This is a genomic window from Solirubrobacter deserti, from assembly GCF_027587175.1.
In the GTDB taxonomy this organism is placed as follows: Bacteria; Actinomycetota; Thermoleophilia; order Solirubrobacterales; family Solirubrobacteraceae; genus Solirubrobacter; species Solirubrobacter deserti.
Genome location: NZ_JAPCID010000047.1, coordinates 22,494 through 45,373, shown reverse-complemented (window position 1 = coordinate 45,373; position 22,880 = coordinate 22,494). Strand labels below are relative to the sequence as shown.

Here is a 22,880-nt window from a genome sequence, read left to right as displayed (position 1 = left end):
GCGGTCCTCGCGTGCTGGTCGACTGCGCGTGCCAGATTGGCGCGACCGCGACGGCGCGGCCGAGGACCAGCCCATGGCGGGGCGTCCAGAAGGGCGGTAGGACATGCGGGGGTTGCTGGTGTGCGGCGCGTTGTTCGGGGCGCTGGCGTTACCGGCTGCGGCCGGCGCGCAGCGGCCGTGGGACGATCCGGCGCTTGGCCCGGATCGGCGCGCGGACCTGGTCATCGACGCGATGACGCTGCAGGAGAAAGCCGAGCTGATGTCCAACGATCCGGGCACGGCGTGGGCGTACTTCGCCGACGGGATCGACCGGCTGGGCATCCCGTCGCTGCGGATGCTCGATGCCGGCGCGGGCCTGCGCCTGGGCGGAGTCTCCTTGCCCGAGACGGAGAACCGGGCGACCGCGATGCCGTCGCCGCTGTTGCTCGCGGCGGCGTTCGATCCGGCGCTCGCCGCCCGCTACGGGCGGACGGTCGCCGACGAGGTGCGGCAGGTCGGCGGCAACGTGCTGCTGGGCCCGAACGGCGACATCGTCCGCGCTCCCTGGTGGGGGCGGGCGAACGAGTCCGAGGGCGAGGACCCGTTCCTCACCAGCAGCGTCGTCGGGCCCTACGTCCGCGCGGTGAAGGAGCGCGGGGTGATCGCCGACCTCAAGCACTACAACCTCTACACGCAGGAGATCAACCGCGGCACGCCCTACGACTCCGTCGCGGACGAGCGCACGATCCAGGAGATCTTCACGCCGCCGTGGGAGGCCGCGGTCGAGAACGGACTCGGTTCGACCATGTGCGCGTTCAACCGCGTCAACGGCGAGTTCGCCTGCCAGAACCGCCTGCTGCTGGTGGACATCCTCAAGCGCCAGCTGGGCTTCGACGGCTTCGTCCTGACGGACTTCGGCGCCGCGCACTCGACGGTGCAGTCACTCAACAACGGCCTGGACATGGAGACCGGCAACCGGCAGTTCTACACGCCGGAGCTGATCGTGGCCGCGGTGCAGTCCGGGCAGGTGACCGAGGCCACCGTCGACGAGCACGTGCACCGCATCCTGCGCACGATGTTCGAGCACGGCCTGTTCGAGGACGACCCGTCCCCGTCGGCGATCCCGGTGGCCGAGCACGGCGAGACCGCACGTGAGATCGCCGAGGCCGGCATCACGCTGCTCAAGAACAGCAACGCCGCGCTGCCGCTGAACGGTCGCCGGCTCGGGTCGATCGCGGTCATCGGCGGCGACGCGAACCGCGCCCGCGCGCAGGGTGGCGCCTCGCACGTGTCCCCGACCTACGAGGTCTCGCTGCTCGACGGCATCCGCGACCGCGCGCCGGGTGACGTGGACGTCGCCTACGCCCCGGGCACGGACCCGGTCGGCCCCACGTCGATGCTCGGCGGCCCGGCGGCCGCGCCGTCCTCGGTGTTCACCACGCCGACCGGGGGCGTCGGCCTTGAGGCGACGTACTTCACCTCCACCGACCTGTCCGGCGCGCCGCTCGTGACCCGGACGGATCCCGGCGTCCGCTGGGATCAGGGCTTCATCGGCGGAGGGCCCGCCTTCTCGAGCCTGTACGGCTCGCAGCTCGAGCCGACGCCGGCGGACGCCGGTTCCGCGCGTTACACCGGCACGTTCACCGTCCCCACCACGGGTGCCTACACGTTCGCGCTCACCGGCTGGGGCGAGGCGCGGATGTTCTTCGACGGCGAGCCCGCGATCGACCTCGCGACCGAGGTGGGTGAATGGGCGACGGAGAGCACCGCGACGCTGAACCTGGAGGCCGGTGAGCAGCACGACATCGTCGTCGAGTACCGGGCCACGCGCGCGTTCACCGGCCTGGAGCCCGCGTCGCTGCAGCTCGGCTGGACCCACCCGGCCAACGCCTACTCGCCCGCCACGCGGGAGGCGGTCGAGGCCGCCCGTGACGCCGACGTCGCCGTGGTCTTCGCGGCCACGTTCGAGAGCGAGCAGCGAGACCGCTTCTCGCTGACGCTGCCCAACGACCAGGACCAGCTGATCCGGGCGGTCTCCGCGGTGAACCCGAACACGGTCGTCGTGCTGGGCGCGGCCGGCCCGGTGCTGATGCCGTGGCTGTCGCGCGTGGACGCCGTCGTGGACTCCTACTACGGCGGGCAGGAGCAGGGCAACGCGATCGCGAGCGTGCTCTTCGGCGACGTCAACCCGTCCGGCAAGCTGCCGATCACGTTCCCGCGCAGCGAGAGCCAGCCCGAGCAGCTCGGCATCCGCAACCCGTGGGACACGCTCGACGACCTCACGGTCGAGCACGACGAGGGCGTCTTCCTCGGCTACCGCGGCTACGACCGCGCCGGCCTGGACCCGCTGTTCCCGTTCGGGCACGGGCTGAGCTACACCAGCTTCGCCTACCGCAACCTCGCCACGACCCGGCAGGGCGCGAACGTCCAGGTGCAGTTCACGCTGCGCAACACCGGCGCGCGCACCGGCGCGGAGACCGCGCAGGTGTACGTCGGCCGGCTCCCGACGAGCGTGCCCACGCCTCCCCGGCAACTCGCCGGCTTCGCCAAGGTCACCCTCGATCCGGGCGGGCGCGAGCGGGTGACGGTCACGCTCGACCGCCGCGCCTTCTCGTACTTCGACGAGGCCACCGGCGCGTGGGTCACACCGGCCGGGCGCGTCCCGATCCACGTCGGGCGCTCGTCCCGCGACATCCAGCTCACGGGCGAGATCACCGTGGCCGCCGCGCGCGACGTCGTGTCCCCGCGCGGTGCGATCAGAGGGATCGGCGGCAAGTGCGTCGACATCGCCGGCGCCTCCAACGCCAACGGCACGGCCGTGCAGCTGTTCGACTGCAACGGCACCGCCGCACAGCGCTGGAGCGTCACCTCCGACGGCACGGTCGAAGCGCTCGGAAAGTGCCTCGACGTCGCCGGCGGCAGCACGGCCAACGGCACCGCCGTGCAGCTCTACGAGTGCAACGCCACGAGCGCCCAGCAGTGGCGGGCGGCGGCCGACGGCACGCTGCGCAACCCGCAGTCCGGACGCTGCCTGGACGCCGCCTCAGGCGGCTCCGCGAACGGCACCCGGCTGATCATCTACGACTGCCACGGAGGACCGAACCAGCGCTGGCAGTTGCCCTGACCCGACGGCTCCGCTCGAAAACCGACGCTGACCCGGGGCCAGGCCGCGTGCACGGCCCGGCCCCGTCTCAGCGCACGTGCACGTCCCACGCGGGTTGGCGCGGAAGGTGTACGCACCTCGTGCGAGCGCTGCCCTACGGGCGGGCGGTCATGGCGGCGGCGAGCTTCCCCAGCGCGCGGCGCTCGATCTGGCGCACCCGCTCGCCGCTAAGGCCGAGCTCGTCGCCGACGGCGCGAAGCGGACGCTCGTCACCGTCGTCGAAGCCGTAGCGCGCGCGCAGGACGGCTCGTTCGCGTTCGGAGAGCCCGGCGAGCAGCCCGTGCAGCTCCTCGCTCTCGACCGCGGCCAGCACGCGCTCGTACTCGTCCTCGGCCATCGGGTCGACCAGCAGCTCGCCGAACGTGCCGAGCTCGGCGCCGCTGCGGACGATCGGTTCGTCGATCGACTTCGGCGCACGCTCGACCGCCAGCAGGTCGTCGACCTGGCCGAGATCGAGCCCGGTGCGCTCGGAGAGCTCCTCGCGCGTGGGTTCGTGGCCGCTGCCCTGCACGGCGTCGCGGTGCGCTTGCTTGAGCCGTGCGAGGTGGCGCAGCGCCCGGTCGGACAGGACCATCGGCCGCGTCAGCTCGGACACGAGCTGCTGCATGGCCTGGCGGACCCACCACGTGGCGTAGCCCCAGAACGGCACCCCGCGTTGCGGTTCGAAACGCTCCAGCGCTCGCAGCACGCCGACCGCGCCCTCCTGCAGCAGCTCCTGGCGGTGGACCTGGCCGCTGCGGTATGTGCGAGCGACGCCGGCGATGAGCGGCATGCAGGCCGCGATGAGCTCCGCGCGAGCGCGCGCTTCGCCACCCTGGGCCCGCGCCACGAGGTCGGGCTCGATGTGTTCGGCTGCGGACGCCGGCCCGAGCGAGTCGATGTAGCCGCCCGTGGCCGTCGCGCGCCGGGGCTCGGGGCGGCCGAGCTCGCGCGCCAGCTGACGGTCGGCGGCGTGCCCGGCCTCGACTTCTTCGCGCAGTGAGACAACCAGTGGCTTCGACATTGACGTTCGCGGACGGCGGCCTATCCCATAGGTGAGCCACGACATATACGACATCGAGGGGAGGAAGCGACACTTGGAGGACGCCGATGGTCGACAACGGTCTACTGCCGCCCGCGACGAGCCGGCGGCACTGCGCTGAGCCGGACCAGACGACGCAACGGTTGGACCGTGCGCTGGCGTCGGCGGAGGAGGATCGCCCGCTGCGCATCGCGCTGCTGGCCCCGCCGTGGCGGCCGGTCACACCCACCAGCGACGGTGCCGTCGAAGCGGCGCTGGCGTCGCTCGCCGACGCGCTGGTCGCCGCCGGCCACGACGTGACGCTGTACGCCGCTCCCGGTTCCCGCAGCCTCGCGCGGATCGTGAGCGTGCTCGACCGCGCGCACGAGCGAGAAGTCGGTTCGAGCATGGTCGAGGCCGACCACGCGGCGTGCGCGTTCGCCGCGATCGAGCGGGCCGAGTTGGACGGCATGCCGTTCGACCTGGTGCACGATCACTCCGGGTGGACCGCGCTGGCCATGGCCGATCGGCTGGCCGTGCCCGTGGTGCACACGGTGCACCGCCCGTTCGACGAGGCCACGCGGGACTGGTATCGAGCCCACGGCGCCAAGGCCGCGCTCGTCTGCCTGTCCCGCGCGCACGCGGCGGCCGGACCCGCGGGGGTGCGGGTCGACGCCGTCGTCCCGAACCCCGTCGAGGTCGTGAGCGCCGCCAAGGACGACTTCCTGCTGTGGGTCGGCCGCATCGCGCCGGGCACGGGCGCGGACCGGGCCATCCGCGTCGCTCGAGCGGCGGGCCGGCCACTCGTCCTCGCCGGTGCCGTCGAGCGCGAGGCGGAGGCCTACTTCTCGGAGGCGATCGCGCCGCACGTCGAGGGACCGCAGGTCACACACGTCAGCGATCTCGGCGGCGCTCGCAAGCGCGAACTGCTCAGGCGCGCCCGCGCGATCCTCATGCCGACCATGTGGGTGGAGCCGTTCGGGATGACCATGGTCGAAGCCATGGCCGCCGGCACGCCGGTGATCGCCGCTCCGCGTGGCTCGGCACTGGAGGTGATCGACGACGGTCGCACGGGAGTGTTCGTCAACGACGAAGCCGAGCTGGCCGCGGCTCTCGACCGCGTCGATGCGATCGACCTCGACCGGTGCCGCGCCCGAGCGGAGGAACGGTTCGGCCCGAAGGCCGTCGCGCAGCGCTATGCGGCGGTGTACCGCGCGATCGCGAGGCCGTTGCCGGGAGCCGGCGCGCCGGTGCCGGCAGGGTGGCGTCTGCGGTCCGCTCGGTGTTCGAGGGCGGCTTCCTGGCGGCGCCCACGGCCGTGCGCGCGCCATTGACCCGCGTCTTCTGCGCCCGTTGACGGATGGGGACCGGCGGCCTAATTGCCCGACTGAGCCGACCAGAAAGGAACCCACGATGACCGCAGTTCTCCAGCGACACGCGCGCAGGATCAGCGAACGCATCCGGCGGCGGCCGCCTCGGCCGCCGTACACCGGCGCCGTCCCGGCGCTGTGAGGGGTTGACGCGCGCTCGACCCCGCCTATCCCCATTTACGACCGAGAGCTCTGACACGGAGGTGATGTACGTGCACGTCCTGCAGTTCCCGTCCCGGCGGCTTCCGCGGTTCACGATGCGGACCGCGTTGCTCGCGCTCGCGCTGACGGCGCTCGTGCTCATGGTCGGCGCCGAACTCGGCGCACGCGACGGAGCGGGCGCCGGCTCCACGAGCGGCCCGACCGCTCGTGAGGCGGTCCAGGTTCCGTTCGCGCCGTCCACCGTCTTCAACCGGCCGCTGCAGAACCCTGTCACGAACCTCAGCCCGGCGCCGGTGCCGGCTCCGGCCACCGGAGCCTGATCGACCGGCGCCGCCGAGCGCGGATGGGCCCGCCCGGCCGGCCGGTCGGGCCCACGCCCCATCAAGCGGCGTCTTGGTCGGTGAGCAGCGCGTGGGCGAGCTCGAGCCGCGCCTGAGCATGGTCCGCACGTGGACGCCCACCGGCCTGGAGGGTGGCCAGGCCGTGAAGCACAGACCAGACGACCTCTGCCCGGGTCCCATCGCCGTCCGGGAAGGCGTCCTGCACCGCGGCGAACGCGCGCCGCAGCGGCTTCGGGGTGTCGTCGGCCGCAAAGGGCAGCCGGACGGCATCGAGAACATCGCTTCGTAGACCCGGGGATGGGCGGCTGCGAAGTCCGGATACGCGCCCATTCGCGCCAGGGGCGTGGCGTCACCGCCTCGAGCGACGCGGCAAGGTTCGCGAAGCCCTCGAGCGCCACCGCGTCGACGACGGCCTGGCGACTCGCAAACGCCGAGTAGACCACGGGCTGGGTGGCGCCCAGCTCTCCCGCGAGGCGACGCATCGTGACGGCGGCCCAGCCGTCCGACTCGGCGAGGGACCGCGCGGAGCGGATGATCTCATCGCGTCTCGAGTCGAGATCTGGGGCCGGTCTAGGCGACATCGGGCCCGGCGTTCTGCGCAGCGACGTCGTCGTGCGCCCGCTCGCCCGCGACAACCAGCCGAGCCGCGAGGTCTCCGCGGCGACCCGTGCCTCCCTCAGCGGCACCACCGCCGTCCAGGCGATCCTCGCCGCTCTCACCGCGTCGGCACAGCGTCAGGCGACGGCCACTTGAGCGACTGGGGCCGGCGCAGGGGCGCCAGGCCAGCCCCGTTAGACGGTCAGGCCGCGCACCGGCACTGACCCACGGCACAACAACCGCAGTTCGTATCCGCGCGCGGATCGTGCGGGTCACGCGGGACGACGGCCCGCAGGACGGTCCCGCCGCCCTCGGGACTTTCGACGTGGAGGTGCCCACGCAGCGCCCCGAGCCGGTCAACCAGCCCGCGCAAGCCGGATCCGGCGGTCGGATCCGCGCCGCCGCGTCCGTCGTCGCGCACTTCGACTTGGGCCTGCTGGTCGTCACCTTCGATCGTGACGACCACCTCGGTCGCCGCCGCGTACTTGGCGACGTTCGTCAGCGCCTCGGCGACGGTGAAGTAGAGCGCCAGCTCGACCGCCGCCGCGGGCCGCGCGGGCAGTGAGCCGACGACGCGCACCGGCACGCTCGAACGCGCCGCCAGCGCGTCGATCGCGGCGCTCAGGCCTTTGGCCGTCAGCACCGCCGGATGGATGCCGCGCGCCAGCTCCCGGAGCTCGCCGAGCCCGGCATCGAGCTCAGCCGCGACTCGCTCCAAGTCCTCGCGCAGCCGCGAATCGTCGGCGGCGCCACGCATGGCGACCTTCAGCAGCATCGACGCGGTGACCAACCGCTGCTGTGCCCCGTCGTGGAGATCGCGCTCGATCCGCCGGCGCGCCTCGTCGGCCGCCTCGACGATTCGCGTGCGCGACGCCTGCAGCTCTTCCGCGAGTGCTGCGCTCGACCCGAGATCGCTGTTCATGCTCGACCGACCGTAACAAGCGCGAGCGCGGCGCACACGAAAGTCAGCCCGATACCGCCCGACCCACGGCGTCCTGTCGCGTTACGGCATTGACAGCAGCCCGGTGGCACACCGGCGCTGAGTCCTACGAGAGGGGCGGTTCATGGCAAGACTTCGAGCGGTATCGGCGGCCACCGCCGTCGCGTGCGCGTTCACCACAGCGCTCGTGGCGGTCCCGGCGTACGCCGCGCCGAACAACAACACGGTCAAGAAGCTCACCAAGGCGATCACGCCCGACGGCGTGCTCGAGCACCTCGAGGCACTGCAGGAGATCGCGGACGAGAACGGCGGGAACCGGGCGTCCGGGCTTCCCGGATACGACGCGTCGGTCGACTACATCGTCGAGCAGCTCGAACAGGCGGGCTTTGAGCCCGAGGTGCAGGAGTTCATGTTCGACTACTTCGAGGAGAACTCGAAGCTGACCCGCGTCTCCCCCAACCCCCGCGAGTTCGTGCACGGGACCGACTTCCTGCGCAACACGTTCGACACGGGCAGCCCGGAAGGCACCGCGACGGGCCCCCTGGTCCCGGTGGACCTGGTGATCAACCCGTCCGGGCCGGACAACTCGAGCTCCAGCGGCTGCGAGACAGCCGACTTCGCAGGCTTCCCCGCGGGCGGCATCGCGCTCGTCCAGCGCGGCACGTGCGGCTTCAACGTCAAGGTGCTCAACGCCCAAGCCGCCGGAGCGGCCGGCGTGGTGGTCATGAACGAGGGCCAGCCCGGGCGCACCGGGCTGCTGAACATGATCGGCGACGCCACCGGCCTGCGCATCCCCGCCGTCTTCGCCACCTTCGAGGCGGGCCAGAACCTCGCCTCGACGCCCGGCGCGACCGTGACCGTGACGGTCGACTACGTCGCCGACCGGCGCCCGACCTACAACGTCACCGCGGAGACCCGCAGCGGCAACGACGAGAACGTCGTGATGGCCGGAGCGCACTTGGACAGCGTCCACGACGGGGCGGGCATCAACGACAACGGGTCCGGCAGCGCCGCGCTGCTGGAGACCGCGATCCAGATGGCCAAGGTCAAGACCACCAACACCGTCCGCTTCGCGTGGTGGGGCGCCGAGGAATCCGGGCTGCTCGGTTCCGAGCACTACGTCGACAACCTCAGCGACGAGGAGCTCGACGACATCGCGCTCTACCTCAACTTCGACATGGTCGCCTCGCCGAACTACATGTTCGGCATCTACGACGGCGACAACTCGGGCGGCACGGCCGCGCCCGGATTCATCCCCGCGGGCTCGGCCCAGATCGAGGACGTCTTCGAGCGCTTCTACGCCGACCGCGGCGAACCCTCGCAGGACAGTGAGTTCTCCGGCCGCTCCGACTACGGGCCGTTCATCGCCGTCGGCATCCCCGCCGGCGGCCTCTTCACCGGCGCCGAGGTGCCCAAGACGGCCGCCGAAGCCGCGCTGTACGGCGGCGTTGCCGGCGCCGCCTTCGACCCGTGCTACCACTCGTTCTGCGACAACCTGCGCGGCGACGGCCAGAACGTCGCGCTCTACGACGCGCTGCGCGAGGACTACGAGCTCGTCGGCAACGTCAACGTCCACGCCCTCGACGTGAACTCCGACGCGATCGCCACCTCGGTGCTCACCTTCGCCTACGACACGTCGACGGTGAACGCCGTGGCCGGCAAGCCCGGCAAGGGCAAGGGCCTGACCAAGAGCGGGAAGGCTACGCGCTGAACGACATGTCAGCCCGCTGAGCGCGTCGAGTGCTCGCTTGAGGCTGACGCCGGGGCGCCCGCAAGGCGCCCCGGCACCCGCCCGCGAAGCTCTGTCGCGGCCCTCCGTGGAGCGCTTGAGGGGTGAGCGACGGGACACGAACCCGCGGCGGGCGGGACCACATGTCCGTCCCCGCGCCTCTCGAACAGGGGTTCACCTATCTAGCCGTCGAAGAGGGACGCGGCCCAGATCGGAGCCTGAGGGACGACGAGATCGGTTGTACCCCCGTCGGCCGCGAGCGGCCAGGCTTTGACGGTTTCGCGATCGATATGTGCGGCGCCCGGGTTCAGCGCTCGCAGGGACGATTCGCAGAAATGCCGTCGCCTTCGCCGCTTGTGTCCCCCGTCCGCCGCGCGTCCGGCTGGTGTCGTACTCAACGGTCACAACTGACGCGCGGGTTCGATCAAGGGCTTCCCGGGCCAGCGTGCCCAACGGCGCAGGCTGGCGACCAGGAGCGCCGTGCGCCGCAACCACCCAAGGGTTGACAATCGTGTAAAGGCAGGTACCATGGTGCCTACATTTACAGCCGTGTAAACCCACCACGGAGCTCCCCATGACCGACCCGCACGTCTCCCACTCGGCCGGTGACGCACCCCGCCCTTGGACCACGCTGATCCTGCTGGCGGTCGCCCAGTTCATGGTCGTTCTCGACATCACCGTCGTGAACGTGGCCCTCCCGTCGATCGGCCACGACCTCGGGCTCGGCGGCGACGACCTGCAATGGGTCGTCACGATCTATGTCCTCCTGACGGGCGGGCTGCTGCTGCTCGGCGGTCGTATCGCCGATGCGGTCTCGCGCCGCGGCGTGTTCCTCGCCGGCCTCACCGTGTTCACCGCCGCCTCCCTCGCGAGCGGGCTTGCCGAGTCCGGAACGACGCTGATCGCGGCGCGCGCGGCCCAGGGCATCGGCGCCGCGCTACTCACGCCCGCGGCGTTGTCGATCGTCACCTCGTACTACACCGGTCGTCAGCTCACGACCGCGCTCGCCGCGTGGAGCGCGATCGGCAGCGCCGGCGCGGCCGTCGGCGTCGTGCTCGGCGGCCTGTTGACCACGTGGCTGAGCTGGGAATGGATCTTCCTGGTCAACGTCCCTGTCGGGCTCGTGGCGCTCGTCGCGGCCACGCGCGTCCTGCCCGTCGTGCCGACGACGCGCCGCGCGCTGGACGTGCCCGGCGCGCTGCTCGTCGTCGCGGGGATGATCACCCTCGTGTTCGCCATCGACGGCGCGGCCGAGCACGGCTGGGGCTCCACCCGCACGCTGGGACTGCTCGCGCTCGCGATCGTCCTGCTGGCCGCGTTCGCGCTCGTGGAGGCCAAGACCGTTCAGCCGCTCGTGCCCCCCGCGACGTGGCGGACGCGGCCGTTGGTCGCGGGCGCTGCCGTCATTCTCGGAGTGACAGCGATTCTGGTCGGCACGTTCTTCCTGAACTCGCTCTACATGCAGGAAGTGATCGGCGCGAGCGCGCTCGAGACCGGCCTGGGCTTCCTGCCGCTGGCGTTCGCGATCGGTGTGACCGCCCACGTCGCGCCCCGGATCATGGCCCGCATCGGGTCGCGGCTCCTTATCGTCGCGGGCATGTCACTGGTCGCGGCAGGCGCGCTCGTACTGGCCATCGCGCCGGACCGTGCCACGTACTTTCCCGAACTCCTTCCGGGCCTCGTCGTGATCGGGCTGGGCGTGGGCTTCGTCTTCCCTGCTGCATCCGTGACCGCGTTCTCGCTCGTCGCCCCGCATCAGCTCGGCCTCGCCTCTGGGCTGATCTCGACGGCGCACGAACTGGGCGCCGCTCTCGGAGTCGCGGTGCTCGCCGCCGTTGCGGCCATCGCGACCGCAACCGGTCCTGTCGCGCTCGCCGCCGGCTACGAGGACGGCTTCATCGCCGCCGCCGCGATCGCGCTGGGGTTCGCCGCAGTCGCCGCCAGTGCCGTGCCGACGGTCAAGCCGGCTGCCGGCGCGAGCGCGGCCGTCCACTGACCAGGTCGTTCGCCGCTTGCCTAGAGCGATCAGCGCCGCGGCGAGAACCGCTGCGGCGCCGCAGGCGGCGAATCCACCCTCGACGTCAGCGGCCTCGACGAAGCTGCCGGACGCGGCGGTGCCCACGGCGAAGCTGGTCCAAGCCCTACGGTCGGATTCGCTGGATAGCCTTCGGTCCCGTGACTCCGAGCGTCCCCCCTCCCCTGATCCCGTTGCTCGAGTCGACAGCGATCGCCTTCATCTCGACGATCGGTCCCGCGGGTGCTCCTCAAACCACCCCGCAGTGGTTCCTTTGGGAGGACAATGCGCTCCACTTCAGCCTCGTGGAAGGCCGACAGAAGCTCCGTAACCTCCGCCGCGATCCTCGCCTCTCGGTCGTTGTCGCCAACCCGGCAGACCCCACTTGGTACGTCGAGTTGCGCGGACACGTCGACGATCTCATACCGGATCCCGAACTCGCGCTGGAACGCAAGATCGCGATTAAGTACACCGGCTCCCACATCGACGTCGAGCCTCCCGGAGCCGCCCGCTTCGCCGCCACGGTCGTCGTCGACAAGATCACCCACCAGCTCGGCCACTAAGCCGAAGGCGCCTCCGCGGTACCGCCGACCGGCGGCTCCACGGGTGTCTCCCGGCGACGCGCGCCGGTGACTCGCGCCTCAACCCGGCGACGAGCACACGGCTCAAGCAGCGCTATGCATGCCGCAGCGTGGCGTGCCGGACGATGAACAGAGCGGGATCGTCGATAAGCGCCACTTTCGCTTCGTCGTCCAAAGCGAGAGCGCGGTGTCCGCCGCCGCGCCGTCCAGGTCCGCTGTCGCGGTCACGCGAAGGCAGCAGCACGCAGGTCATCCGCAAGCGGCGCGAAGCCGACCGGACGGTGGGCGAGGGCCGCTCGATCGCCGAGGTCGCGGAGTGCGGGTGTCACGACCATCGCGGGACTTGACTCAGCTATTGGACGCCGATGAGAATGTCGTCCACGCGCCAACGACGCCCACACCAGCGGCCGGACGAGAGGTCTGCCGACGCGCCGGGAGCAGCTGAGTTTGGCGCGGCGGCGATGCTTCTGGCCGTCCAGCGTGGCGCCGGCAACCAGGCCGCGGCTCGCCTCGCGCGGCGCCGCGAGCAGGCGGCCAAGACGCTGGACCCGCCGTTCGGCGTCGGCTCGATCACGTCGAGCGACTTCGCGGTCACGATCGAGGTGGCCGCCGAACGCGAGCTCGGCGACGGGTATGAGACCGAGCAGGAGGCCGCGGTCGCGGCGGCTTCCACGGGGCGGATCGGCGTCGTCGTGGCCGACGCCGAGGGCAGGCTGCGGGCATACGCGACCGACATGGTCCCGTTCGACACCCCGGCCCATGTCACGCCCGCGCTGCTCGCGGTCGGTCGCGTCGTCCGCTTCGCGCGGGTCTCGGCGACCAAGGACCCGATCGGCTGGTCACTACGCCAGCACTACATCGCCGCGCTCAGCGATTCCGGCGACGCCGAACGCAAGCGGCTCGCGCGCCTGATGCTCGTCAATCTGCTCGTGACCGAGGTCGGCCTGCGACCCGACGACGTGCATGACAGCACGGAGGAGCCGAAGGCGCCCGGCAAGGTCAACGTCAACATCGACTACAAGGAAGCGCGTGGACACGCCGGCGAGGCGGGACCGGTGGCGAGCGACCGCACCACGCCGCTAGAACGGCCGATGCTCGAGGTCGGCCCGCACGCGTTCGCCGACCCGATCTCGCTACGCGGGACGATCCAGCACGAGTTCGAGCATCTCCATCACACCGAGCGGGCGATGGACGCCGTCGAGCGCTGGCGCGCGACCGAGCCCAAGCTCGAGTTCCTGCCGTGGCTGGAGCAGCAGCGCAAGGCGGGCAAGATCTCGCCGCTCGACCACGGCCTGATCCGCGAGCAGGTCTCCAAGGGCACGCAGGCCACCGAGGCGATGGCCTACATGCGCGGGTTCATGGAGACGTTCCATCTGCGGTCTCTCGACGACGACGCGCGGTTCACCTCGCTGAACCAGTTCGCGGACGAGTGGACGTTCGCCGGGCACGCCGTGCAGGACGAGACCGTCGCGCAGCTGAAGGCGTACCGGGGGACGCTCGACGCCGCGCACCGCGCCGCGCTGGACGCGTTCATCGAGGCGCGGCGCGGCGAGACGCTGTGGAATCGGTTCCTGTAGCCCGCGAACCGCAAAGTGACCGGACCCCGGTCGCTGGTCACAACGCCTGGCATACGGCGTTCTGCGCGGCCGCCACGCCTAGCCGACTACCCCTCGCTTTCGGAGCCAGGCACCCGATGGCAATCGGCGCAAGGTCGGGCCGGCCACATGCAAGGCAGCAGCGCGTCGGGGGCGGTGTGAAATGGCTAGACCGTCGAGAAGGGCTGCTTCTGCTTCTCGTCCAAAGCAGAAGTCGCTTCGCAGGCCAGGAGACTGCGGCCGTCGTCCTGGGGCGCGTGATCTGCGATCTGACTACGCGCACGTCGACTCTATTCGCGGGCGCGCCGATTGCCGGACCCGGGCGGCAGCAATCACTGGGCGAAACCCGGCAATTTCGTCGAACTAGCGGACCTCCCGGCGCCTGCCGACAACATCTCTTCAAAGGCTCAGTTCCGTTCGCGACCTTCGCCTCACGGGCTGTCGTCCGCGTTCCACTCCTCGTAGAATCTCTGGAGAAAATTGCGCATGTACGCGTCTCTTGCAGTCGCGATCTGCTTCGCCGTCTGAGTGTGTAGGCGGTCCTTCACCCGGAGAAGCTTCTCGTAGAAGTGGGCAATGACGGTATTTGCGGTACTTGGGTCGAGGGCGCAAGGATCATGCATCGGCTGCTGTGCGTATCCGCCGTAGGCAAACGCACGCCCGATCCCGATCGCACCGATCGCGTCGAGGCGGTCAGCGTCTTGGACGACCTGCGCCTCAAGGCTAAGAGTCGGGCCGTCCTGATCTCTGCCCGACCACGACGTGGATCGAATCGCGGAGGCGACTGCCATCGCGACCGTTGCGGGCTCGCCGGCCCTAATCAGAAACTCGGCAGCCTCACGAGGACCGCGTTCATAGTCTCCGCCATTGAACTTGTGATCCGAGATGTCGTGAAGCAAGGTGGCCAGTTCAACGACTTCTATGTCGGCGCCTTCGGCCGACGCTATCCGCATGCCAATCCTGCGGACACGGTCGACGTGCCACCAGTCATGCCCTGTCGTGTCGCCTGCAAGGCGACTCTTCACATGAGTCTCGGTGGCGGCAACCACAGCGGTGTGGGAGGTACGGAAACTACTCATCGAGGCCCACAAGGTCGGCACGGATCATGGGCGGATCGCTGCGCGTGGGGGAACGGAAGCCGTCGAAGTCACACGCCGCACACAGCGGGAAGCCTGAACGATCGCCTAGCAGGAGTCGTTCTCGATGAGCGGTGAACGCAGCTGAGTTCCAGATCTGCAATAGGTCTTGTGTTGCAAGACTCCCCAACGACGACCGGTTGTGCGCATCAAAGCAACACAGATTGACGTCACCGGTGTAGGAGACGTGGAGGTCGGTAAACGGTAAGGCGCAGAACCCTCGTGCCGGTCCTGCTGGCTGCGGTTTGTTCGGGGCCGTGCCGGCGCGACTGGTCAAGATTTCGTCGCGCTCACGGACGCTGATCCGGAGATCATACGAAGCGAAGCGCTCCGACACCGCGATGAGGTCCCGGACGCGGCGAGTAAGCCGCACTCCGTCCGTGTAGTTGTTGACTACGAGGCAATCAAGCCCAGCACGGAACAGCGCGACGGCAAGATCCGGGTTCAAGAGCGCTCCGTTCGTCAGGAGCCTGATGTCAGCGGCTGGGACCCTCTTGCGAAACGTGCGGACTATGTCGACAATCCTCGAGTCCAGCAGCGGCTCATTGTTCCCGAACAGTGCCACTCGGCCGTCATAGTCGATCTCCCCGAGCTCGTCGGCGATCTTGTTGATGTTCAGCCAACTCATCTGGCCGGGTGGGCGCGGGTCAACAGTCCGCGCCACCCCGCAGAAATGACAGGAGTAGTTGCAGCCAGATTGCGTCTCGACTGAGACGAGATGAAATAGCGGACGCTCCGTTGCAACCGACCATCTCTCGCCGAAGAGTGGCCTCAGGCGGTTGTCGATTGCCCACGCGGAAACGCCCTTTTCCGACTCTGCCGCGACCGTAGCTGAGTCGTTGACCACCTCAACGCCCCTCGGGATGGGGTCTTTGGACGCCAGCTTGTGCCGCGGATCGAAACGCACGCGGATCACGATGCGCCTGGCTCCCCGTGGACGTGTGGACCGGTCAGGACCCGAAGCACGCGCTTGTACGCATCTAGAACGTCCGGGAACGTCTCGGCGTTCTGCACCATGTTCTCGAGCGTCGCGAGGTCCACGAAGCACACGTTCGTCCAGACGACGTCTGCGCTGGGTGGTGGCTGATACGGGCCTAGTGTCCGAAGAACGTAGATGAAGTCGTAATGGAGCCGGACCAAACGCCGTTGATTGTGGCTTTCGACCTGCACTAAGAAGGGTGCTGGCACTCGACGGACGCGACCGAGAAAGGGCGATTCCCTGACGTCCACCGCCTGAAAGCGGGGATCAAATTCGTATTGAGAGTCGCTAAGACCGACGCGCTCGGCAAGACGGTGCCTGATGGCGATGTGGGGTAGCTCCAGCCGGCCCATACGTCCGCCCGGCGGAAGAAACCGCTGATGGAAGTGGTGCCAGTACAGCATGAGGTGATGCTGCTCGTCGAGGACTATGGCCTCGACCGCGTATCGCCCACCACGTAGCCAACTGTAGACGCTGCGTATCCCTTGCACGAGCCCAACGGCAAGCAGCCCGAGTCCGACGAGAGCGACGGACACCCGCTTCGCTGGCGCCCACGACACCTCCAGCCAGCTCGCCACAAGGTTCAGCGCGACGCTTACGGCGACGACGCCGCCCGCGTACCGTGCGTAGCGGAGCCACATTGCGTGACCCTATCCCGTCAGGGGCGGAGTGTTCAAGACCAACTTAGTGATAGAGGTCGGTACGGCGTCCTCCTCTGCGCCGGTCGTCCGCCCGGACACGGCACGGACTAACGGCGGACAACGAGGGCGCGCCACGCGAGACGACTGCTGGGGGCGAAAGGGTTGATTCGGGATACCGCGCCCTGGCCGGAACGATGACGAGCAAACCCGGATTACGCAGTCCGCGCTGTTCCGGATAAGCCGGCCAGCGTGACTGCTGGTTTCCATGCAACGGAGCAGCGCCGACTACGGCCGGCGGCGAAGTGGTGAAATCCGCGAAAAGCTCTACTTCCGACTGGCGTTGTGACGACTCAGCACCCAGAACCCTCGCCGGTACTGCACGTCAAGCCTTGCTGCCGCCGGCCAGGTCTCGCGACCTGCGCAAGGGCGCCGCCGGGGAGGTTGATCGGATCGCGCTGTAGGGCAATGCTCGTGGCTGCCACCCTGCGTCGACGAGCTGATCCCGCGCCGGACATTCGCGTGCCTGACGACCAGGCTGCTCCAAACGGGGCGCCGGCGATCGGCTCGTTACGAAATGGCTGATCGGCGCGACGGTCTCCGAGTTCGCCGTGAGTCTGTTTGGGCTCGTCAACACGCGCGTGCTGGCCGTCCACGAGCGCACGCGTGAGCTCGGGATGCTGCGCGCGTAGGCATGACACGTCGACAGGCGCGCGCACGATCCGCCAGGAGAGCAGCATCACCGCGCTGAACGGGGCCGCGATGGGCATCCCGCTCGGCCCGTCCCGGCGGTTTGATCACCCAGGCGCTCCGAAGGACGGGTCTGCCTGGAGCTGCCTGCCCGCTGGCGGAGCTCGCCGTGTTCACGACGGTGGCGATCGCCGCCGGGACGTGCTCAACGCCCTGCAGTACGAGTAGGAGGCGGGGAGGAGCGGCGATGAGGCGCCGCCCCTCCTTCCCGCCGTCTACTACGGGTTGGTGGTGCTGAGCGTGAAGGTCAGCGTCTTGCTGTAGGCACCCGTGCGCAGCGCGTCATTCGAGTTGATCAGCTGGCTGAAGCCGAGCGTCACGGTGTCATTGGACACCGGGCCGCTGTAGGCCAGCAGGTTCAGCGGCGAGGCGCTGGAGCCGATGGTCTTGTACGCGGTGCCGGTGTTGGCGGCGTTGCGAGCGCGGGCCTGCAGCGGCTGCGGCAGGAAGAACGCGCCGTTGACCAGGTGGCCGGTGTGGTCCGTGCTCGGGTCGGCGACCGAGAGCACCGCTTCGCCGGCCGACGAGGTCACGTTCGCCAGGGCCGACGCCTCGTAGGTGGCGCCCACACCCGGCACGAACGGCTGGAACGGGGCCGGCGTGCCCAGCGACAGCGACAGCGACGCCGGGACCGATCCGGCCACAGTGCCGTCGGCGCTCGTCATCGAGACCGCCAGCGCGCGATCGCCGGTCACCGCGACGTCATCGGCGAGGCCGGTGGCCGTGCCGTTGGCGACCTTGAAATCGCAGGTGGCGTGCGGGACGCGGACCTCGAGGTAGCCGGCCGAGTCGGTGGCGCCGAAGTCACGCACGCCGTCGCCGCAGTCGGCGAGCACTCTCGCCCCGGGTGATGGCTGACCGGAACCGTTGGTGACGTTGACGTCGACCTTGTTGAGCGCGTTCCAGATGTAGGAGGCGCCGATGACGTCGAGCTGCTCCTGCAGGTAGACCTGCGAGACGTTGTCCATCGCGTCACGCGCCGTGTGGTACACGGGCTCGATGTTGTAGCTGCAACCGGTGCAATTCGAGCCGGTACCGGTCGCGCACAGGCCGCTGGGCGCCTTGCGGTAATCGAGATGGATGAACAGCGCCGCCGGGATGCCGGCGTTGTGGAACGGCACGTGGTCGGACTGCGACAGCTTGCACTGATCGAAGTAGCCGCCGGGACCGGTCGTGATGCCGCTGCGCTGAGCGGCTTTGAACGCCTCGTCGGTCACGCGGTTGGGCCTGCCGTCGACCGTCAGCGCCCACAGCTTGGCGGGAGCGAAAGTCGTGCCGGTCATGTCCATCTGCCACTGGCCGATGTAGCGCTTGGCCTCAGCGCTCTGCGTACGCGGGGTGGCGACCTGGTTCGACGTCAGCGGGTTGTTGTCGTGATCAGAGCTGACATAGAGGTGATCGTTGCCCCACGCGGTGGAACCGGTCAGGCCCTGCTCCTCGCCGCCGAAGCCGCCGAAGCGGATCTCCTTGTCGAGCGGCACGTTCTTCATGACGCGCGCGACTTCCAGCCAGATGCCCTGACCAGTGGCGTCGTCATGCGCGCCCGGCGAGCCGAACGTCGAGTCGATGTGACCACCCATGCCGACGATCGGCGCCGTGTCGAAGACATCGCCGACCGCCTGCTTCTCCGCGGTGATCACCGCGCGAGTCGACAGGCCGGGAGCGTCAACGGTGGCCGCCGCGTTGGCGGTGACGGTCTCGGTTGCGATCGTCAGCGTCAACTTCTTCTGCTCGGCGCACCAGGGGCCGTTCTGCGTCGGCCCGACGGTACCGCCCGCGTGCGGGGCAAACACCGAGCCGTCAGGACCCGGAGCGCACAAGAGCTCCTTGATCGTGTCCGACTGCACGTCGGCGGAGGACACCACCGGGATGGCGGCCGGGGCGGTGAGCGTGAACGCTCCCTGCGGTGACGCGCCGGTGCCCATGTTGATCACGCCGATCGCGCCCGCTGCCACAGCGTTGACGACCGCCGTGTCACGCGCCGCGCCCGTGACGTTGTTGATCGCCGCGATCTTGCCGGTGGTCGAAGCCGGGAAGTCAGCCGCGCTGGCACCGCTGTTGTTGATCCAGATGACCTCGCCGCTGACCGGATTGTCGTACCCGGTCATCCGCGAGTTGCCGGCGGCACGCATGATCCAGGTCGGACCGGGATACAGCTTGGTGTCCGGCGAGCGAACCACGCCCGACGAAGTCGTCGCCGACCCGTGGTACTGGTCGATCTTGGTCTGATATCCGAACCCGTCCATCTGCTGCTTCAGCCAGTCGGCGGCCTGGTCCTCCTGGCGCGTGCCAGAGAAGCGGCCGCCGATGTCATCAGCGAGGTGACGGACGGTCTCGAACGAGTTGGCCGCGTCGAGATTGCCGACGAGCTCGTCGTAGTAGCTCGGCTTTGGCGTCTGCGCGGTCGCAGGACCGGCAAAGATGCCGAACGCCCCAATGGCGGCTGTCGCCGTCGCCATCCGTAGCGCGTGTTTCATTGACCCCTCCGTGATGTAGCCGGTCGGCGCAGAACCAGTCCTTCTGCGTCTCCGGAGACCCTCGCCGACAGTAGACGTCCCCCGGGAACCTGTCAACTACACAGCGTGGGAGGTCTCTCAACACCCCGCGGGCGAACCTGGCACGCCCCCCGCGGGTCGTCTTCGTCAGGTCCGCATTGAGGGCCAGGTTGAGGTCGGCCTCATCCCCGCGGAACGTGTCGAGGGCTCAGCACCCTCTGCTTCGGCCCGGGTCCCGGCGGTAGTTGCATCAGAAACGGTCCCCGTTCGGACCCCATCGCGGCGGACCGACCGGTCCCCCTTTAACGCAGGAAACCCCGTTTGCAGGGGTTTCTGAGGGGTGAGCGACGGGACTCGAACCCGCGGCCGCCGGGACCACAACCCGGAGCTCTACCAACTGAGCTACGCCCACCAAGCGCTGGGCAGTCTAGCGGTGTGAACGCCAGGGTCCGCGGCGAGTTGGTCGGAGCAGACGGGAGCGGGGAATCGAACCCGGGTCGCTGCACCCGCTCGACCCGCTCGTGGCCCGGATGGGCCGCGAGCGGATCAGCCGGTCGCTCAGCGAGCGGCGTGTGAGTGCAAGTCGAACTTCTTGGCCTTGGACTTGTCGCGGGCGGCCTTGCGGGAACCGTCCGGGAAGAGCCCGGTCCTCGACTTGGCCAGCACCAGGGTCGCGTGCGCGGCGGCGTCGCCCATCTCGTTGAGCGCGTTCACATTGAGGTGGTTCATCGTGTCGCACGCCTGGTGGTAACAGGGGTCGTACCACTCGCCGGCGGTGCCGCCGTAGATCGCGGCCTGCTCGGGGGTCTTGACGCCCTCCGCGCCGGTGAACAACCCGCCGGCGGGGATGCCGACGGCGATGAACGGGCCGTAGTCGGACCGGCCGCTGAACTCGGTCGGCTCGGACGCCAGGCCCTGCGACGCGAAGTAGCGCGTAAAGATGCTCTCGATCTCGCCCGAGCCGGGAGGACCGGCCGGCTCGCTGTCGCTTCCGTCGCCGTCGTAGACGAAGCGGACGTAGTTGGGCGAACCGATCATGTCGAAGTTCAGGTTCGCGTAGATCTGGCCCAGCTGGTTCGCGGGCAAGGTCGAGACGTAGTGCTCGGAGCCCAGCAGGCCGGACTCCTCGGCGCCGAAGAACGCGAAACGCACGGCGCGGCGGGGCTTGATGTTCTGCTCGCTCATGGCCTCGGCGATCTCGAGGATGCCGGCGCTGCCGGAGCCGTTGTCGTTGATACCCGGCCCTTCGACGACGCTGTCCAAGTGCGCGCCGACGACGACGGTCTCGTCCGCGTTGCCCTCACGGGTGTCGGCGATCAGGTTCTTGGTGGTGGCGTCGAGATCGGCCTCGGTGGAGGTCGTGATGTGCATCGTGACCTCAGCGCCCTGGAGCTGCTGGTAGAGCGCGGCGCCGTCCTCGAACGTCATCCCGACAACGGGGATGTCGATCGGCTCGCCGAGCGTGCCGGCCGGCAGGCCGGTGCGCCCTTCCTGGCCCTCGTTGAAGATGATCACGCCGACCGCTCCGGCGGCCTTGGCGTTCCGGGCCTTGAGGCCGAAGTCGCACGTGCCGCGCTGGATGAGCGCGATGTTGCCGGCCGTGAAGCCGGTGAAGTCGGCGGCCGTGCACCCCGCGGGGGTCGTGCCCGGCTCGGCGGGCGGCGGGATCGTGATGCCGCGCACCGCCTGGAGCTTGGCGGTGACGTCACCGCTGCCCGAGTACTCGAACGTGTCGACGGTGTAGTCCTTCGGGGTCGGCGAGACCTGCGACGCGACCGCGGGTGCGAGCTCCCGGAAGAACGGGAACGTGAACTCCTGCTCGCGCACGCGGTAGCCGGCCCTGACCAGGCGCTGCTTGACGTACTGGATCGACGCCTCGTAGCCCGGCGTCCCCGACGCTCGGGTTCCGTCGTTGGCGTTGGCGATCGCCTGGAACGCGCGCTCGTGCTGGAGGATGCCGTTGACGGTGACGGCGTCACGCAGCTTCTTGGAGTTGACCTCGTCGAGGCCGAACGCCGTAGAGGGCGCGCACAACGATGCCGCAAGCGCGCCCAGGATGAGCGCTCTGCGATGAGACATGTCCTCAATCTCCCGTTTGAGGGTTTCCAATGAGCGCCGCGAACACCCCTGCACGACGACGCTGGATAGGAGAGTAGTGCGAAACGCGACGTTCGCGCGCATTCAGGCACACTGGTGGGCGTGCACCGGCGGCGACCCACCGCGACGTACGCCCTCGACCGCTTCCATGGATGCGGCTGGTGATCGTCGGCGGCGGCCCGGCCGCGCTCGCCGCCGCGCGCGGCTACCGGGACGCCGGCGGTGACGGCGACGTCACCCTGTTCACCCCGGAGCTGGTCCTCCCCTACCGGCGTCCGCCGCTGTCGAAGGACTTCCTGCGCGGGGAGCTCGACGAGGCGCGCCTGCCGATCGAGGACGCGGCCTGGTACGAGAACCACGGCGTGACGGTGCGCCTGGGCGGCGAGGTCGCGACGCTCGGCCCCGGCGCGCGCACGCTCACGCTCGGCTCCGGCGACACCGTCGGCTACGACGCCTGCGTGCTCGCGACCGGCGCCGAGCCCTGCGTCCTGCCGGTCCCCGGCGCGACGGAGGAGTGGGTGCTGCTCCTGCGCACGCTGGCCACGGCGCGGGTGCTGCGCGACCGGGCAGAGCGGGCCGAGACCGCGCTCGTGGTCGGCTCCGGCTTCATCGGGTGCGAGGCCGCCGCGTCACTGGCGATGCGCGGCGTGAATGTGACGCTCCAGTCCGACGAGAACCTCCCGCACGCGTCCCGGCTCGGCGAGGAGGCGGGCCGGCGCATCGCGCGCTGGCTCGAGGCGCTCAACGTCACGCTCAAGCTCGGCGATCCCGTCCGACAGCTCACGGAGGACGCCGCTGATCTGGTGCTGATGGCGGGCGGCGTGGTCCCGCGCACCGGCCTCGCCGAAAGCGCGGGACTCAACGTGGAGGACGGGCGCATCGTGGTCGACGCCCAGATGCGCACGAGCGCCGAAGGCGTGTACGCGGCGGGTGATATCGCGTACGCGTTCAACGAGCAGGCGGGGCGCCACCTCGCGGTCGAGCACTGGGGCGAGGCGCTCAAGACGGGCGAGATCGCGGGCCGCGCGATCGCGGGCGACACCGAGGCCAACTGGGACGTCGCGCCCGGCTTCTGGTCGACGATCGGCGAGCACACGCTCAAGTACGTCGGGTGGGGCGATGGGTTTGACGAGACCCGCGTCGTCGACCACGGCGGGGACGCGTGGACGATCTGGTACGGCGCCGGGGGCCGAACCGTCGGCGTGCTCACCCATCAGCGCGACGAGGACCACAAGGACGGACGCCGGCTCGTCGAGACCGGCGCGCCGCTGCCGTGACGGGCGCCGGTGCGGCTCTCCGCACCGCAAAACGCAG

At 69.7% G+C, this 22,880-nt stretch carries 17 protein-coding genes and 1 tRNA gene; 10 read left to right on the top strand and 8 right to left on the bottom strand.

What is annotated here, in order from left to right; translation table 11 throughout:
• Positions 1-103 precede the first annotated feature (103 nt).
• A complete protein-coding gene (locus tag OJ962_RS25745; RefSeq protein WP_202958355.1) occupies positions 104-3,103 on the top strand; it encodes a beta-glucosidase in 3,000 nt (999 codons plus the stop codon).
• 133 nt (positions 3,104-3,236) lie between these two features.
• On the opposite strand, the gene OJ962_RS25740 is transcribed toward OJ962_RS25745, so the two are convergent.
• Positions 3,237-4,145, bottom strand: a complete 909-nt coding sequence (locus OJ962_RS25740) for a sigma-70 family RNA polymerase sigma factor (RefSeq protein ID WP_202958354.1) — start codon at positions 4,143-4,145, stop codon at positions 3,237-3,239.
• Positions 4,146-4,306: 161 nt separating this feature from the next.
• Between OJ962_RS25740 and OJ962_RS25735 the strand changes: the two genes are divergently transcribed.
• From OJ962_RS25735 to OJ962_RS25720, 4 genes are all read left to right on the top strand, one after another.
• Entirely contained in the window at positions 4,307-5,476 is a 1,170-nt protein-coding gene (locus OJ962_RS25735) for a glycosyltransferase (protein ID WP_270006702.1), read from the top strand.
• Positions 5,477-5,718: 242 nt separating this feature from the next.
• Complete coding sequence (locus OJ962_RS25730) at positions 5,719-5,994, top strand: hypothetical protein (RefSeq protein WP_202958352.1); 276 nt, start codon at positions 5,719-5,721, stop codon at positions 5,992-5,994.
• 73 nt (positions 5,995-6,067) lie between these two features.
• Positions 6,068-6,304 carry a hypothetical protein gene (locus OJ962_RS25725; RefSeq protein ID WP_202958351.1) on the top strand — a complete coding sequence of 79 codons (237 nt, stop codon included), beginning with the start codon at positions 6,068-6,070 and terminating at the stop codon, positions 6,302-6,304.
• Between the two features lie 323 nt (positions 6,305-6,627).
• Positions 6,628-6,768, top strand: coding sequence for a hypothetical protein (locus OJ962_RS25720; protein WP_270006701.1), 141 nt, complete (start codon positions 6,628-6,630; stop codon positions 6,766-6,768).
• A gap of 46 nt (positions 6,769-6,814) precedes the next feature.
• On the opposite strand, the gene OJ962_RS25715 is transcribed toward OJ962_RS25720, so the two are convergent.
• Positions 6,815-7,570, bottom strand: coding sequence for a sensor histidine kinase (locus OJ962_RS25715; RefSeq protein WP_270006700.1), 756 nt, complete (start codon positions 7,568-7,570; stop codon positions 6,815-6,817).
• A gap of 106 nt (positions 7,571-7,676) precedes the next feature.
• Here OJ962_RS25715 and OJ962_RS25710 point away from each other — a divergent pair, with 106 nt between their 5' ends.
• The 4 genes from OJ962_RS25710 (at position 7,677) to OJ962_RS25695 (ending at position 13,453) form a co-directional block, all read left to right on the top strand.
• The gene (locus OJ962_RS25710) at positions 7,677-9,263 is read left to right on the top strand and encodes a M28 family peptidase (protein ID WP_202958348.1); all 1,587 of its coding nucleotides are present in this window, start codon (positions 7,677-7,679) and stop codon (positions 9,261-9,263) included.
• A gap of 592 nt (positions 9,264-9,855) precedes the next feature.
• Positions 9,856-11,277, top strand: coding sequence for an MFS transporter (locus tag OJ962_RS25705; RefSeq protein ID WP_202958347.1), 1,422 nt, complete (start codon positions 9,856-9,858; stop codon positions 11,275-11,277).
• A 179-nt stretch (positions 11,278-11,456) separates the two neighbouring features.
• Positions 11,457-11,858 carry a PPOX class F420-dependent oxidoreductase gene (locus OJ962_RS25700; RefSeq protein ID WP_202958346.1) on the top strand — a complete coding sequence of 134 codons (402 nt, stop codon included), beginning with the start codon at positions 11,457-11,459 and terminating at the stop codon, positions 11,856-11,858.
• A 479-nt stretch (positions 11,859-12,337) separates the two neighbouring features.
• Positions 12,338-13,453 carry a hypothetical protein gene (locus OJ962_RS25695; RefSeq protein WP_202958345.1) on the top strand — a complete coding sequence of 372 codons (1,116 nt, stop codon included), beginning with the start codon at positions 12,338-12,340 and terminating at the stop codon, positions 13,451-13,453.
• 449 nt (positions 13,454-13,902) lie between these two features.
• Here OJ962_RS25695 and OJ962_RS25690 read toward each other — a convergent pair whose 3' ends face one another.
• From OJ962_RS25690 to OJ962_RS25665, 6 genes are all read right to left on the bottom strand, one after another.
• Positions 13,903-14,520, bottom strand: coding sequence for an HD domain-containing protein (locus OJ962_RS25690; protein WP_202958344.1), 618 nt, complete (start codon positions 14,518-14,520; stop codon positions 13,903-13,905).
• A gap of 22 nt (positions 14,521-14,542) precedes the next feature.
• Positions 14,543-15,514: a radical SAM/SPASM domain-containing protein gene (locus tag OJ962_RS25685; protein ID WP_270006699.1), complete on the bottom strand. Its 972-nt coding sequence runs from the start codon at positions 15,512-15,514 to the stop codon at positions 14,543-14,545.
• Between the two features lie 5 nt (positions 15,515-15,519).
• A complete protein-coding gene (locus tag OJ962_RS25680; protein ID WP_202958342.1) occupies positions 15,520-16,227 on the bottom strand; it encodes an NUDIX hydrolase in 708 nt (235 codons plus the stop codon).
• Positions 16,228-17,192: 965 nt separating this feature from the next.
• Positions 17,193-19,433: a M28 family peptidase gene (locus OJ962_RS25675; protein ID WP_202958340.1), complete on the bottom strand. Its 2,241-nt coding sequence runs from the start codon at positions 19,431-19,433 to the stop codon at positions 17,193-17,195.
• 375 nt (positions 19,434-19,808) lie between these two features.
• Positions 19,809-19,881: transfer RNA gene (locus tag OJ962_RS25670), tRNA-His, on the bottom strand.
• Between the two features lie 146 nt (positions 19,882-20,027).
• The gene (locus OJ962_RS25665) at positions 20,028-21,548 is read right to left on the bottom strand and encodes a M28 family metallopeptidase (RefSeq protein ID WP_202958339.1); all 1,521 of its coding nucleotides are present in this window, start codon (positions 21,546-21,548) and stop codon (positions 20,028-20,030) included.
• Between the two features lie 170 nt (positions 21,549-21,718).
• Between OJ962_RS25665 and OJ962_RS25660 the strand changes: the two genes are divergently transcribed.
• Positions 21,719-22,843, top strand: a complete 1,125-nt coding sequence (locus OJ962_RS25660; RefSeq protein ID WP_202958338.1) for an NAD(P)/FAD-dependent oxidoreductase — start codon at positions 21,719-21,721, stop codon at positions 22,841-22,843.
• Positions 22,844-22,880 lie beyond the last annotated feature (37 nt).